At 51.6% G+C, this 1,445-nt stretch carries 1 pseudogene; it reads left to right on the top strand.

The annotated features are described in order from the left end of the window. Window positions 1–1,445, top strand: a pseudogene (locus tag RN22_RS25250) (hypothetical protein); the annotation flags it as partial.

The following is a 1,445-nucleotide window of genomic DNA, read 5'->3' as shown; positions in this document are numbered from 1 at the left end:
GTCTATGAGGGCAACGAGACTATTCAAATCCAGGCAGCTGTGCCAGGCAGACAAGGCTTTGTGCAATCTGCTGAAGCCATCATCACTGATGAAGCAGACCGTCCAGCATGGCAAATCAGTAATGCGACCACTACTGAAGGTGACTTTTTGGTGTGGGATATCTCTGTTCATACCGCCACAAAAGACAACTCATGGACGAAGATCGAGTTTGCCAATGGCACCGGCACCATTGGTACCGACACAGCTGGCGCGACCAACTTCCAGGCTTCTTACGATGGCGGCGTGACTTGGGGAGCCACCAAGTACTATGGTAACCAACTGATCGTGCCTAAGGGCACAACCAGCTTCAAAGTGCGTCTGGCAACCAAAGATGATTCTGTCTATGAAGGCAATGAAACCATTACCATTAAAGTGACAGAAAGTGGCGGCGGACGTGATCCGGGTGTTGTCTTCGGCACAACCACTAGCACAGCCACCATCACCGATGCGGCAGACATTCCGAAAGTGGCCAGCATCACTGCTTTCCAAAATGCAGCAGAAGATGGTTGGGTGGGTTGGAACCTCAACATGACCAACACCTCCACCACTAACAGCACGGTGCAACTGAACTTTAACGACGGTATCCACCAAGCTGACTTCGGAGCAGACTATAACGGCAAGGTGCATGTTTACACCCAATCCGGCACCTTCCTGAAAGAAGTCGTACTCAATGCTTCTAACGGTTACAAAGCCAATATCACCATCCCTGCGGGTCAAACTGGCGTGAAAATCTATGCTGACACCCTCAATGACAATGTCTATGAAGGGAATGAGACCATCAAGATCCAAGGTGCCGTCATTGGTCAGCAAGGTTGGGTGCAATCCGCTGCGGCCGTCATCACGGATAACGCTGACATTCCGAAAGTCGCCAGCATTACCCATTTGCAAAATGCGGCAGAAGCTGGCTGGGTGGGCTGGAACCTCAACATGACCAACACCTCCACCACCAACAGCACGGTGCAGCTGAACTTCAACGATGGTCTCCATGAAGCTGACTTCGGCGCGGACTACAACGGCAAGGTGCATGTGTACAGCACTTCTGGCGCTTTCCTGCAGGAAGTCGTCCTGAATGCTTCTAACGGCTATAAGGCGAACATCACCGTTCCTGCCGGTCATAGTGGCGTGAAAATCTATGCTCAGACCCTCAATGACAACATCTATGAAGGGAATGAGACCATCAAGATCCAGGGTGCCGTCATCGGTCAGCAAGGCTGGGTTCAGTCTGCCAATGCAGTGATCACTGATGATGAAGCGCCGACTATCGTCACCTCTGTGACCAAGCTGCGTGATGGCGTGGAAGGCAGTACAACCCCAGGTTGGACTGTCAACTTCAATAACCCTGCTGATGAAGCCACCACGGTCAGATTGAACTTCAACGACAGCTATCATCAGGCGAAATTTGGCGA

It is taken from the genome of Grimontia sp. AD028, assembly GCF_000973155.1.
Taxonomy (GTDB): Bacteria; Pseudomonadota; Gammaproteobacteria; order Enterobacterales; family Vibrionaceae; genus Enterovibrio; species Enterovibrio indicus.
The sequence above is the reverse complement of the archived record's forward strand: the minus strand, read 5'-3'. Positions and strand labels throughout refer to the sequence as shown.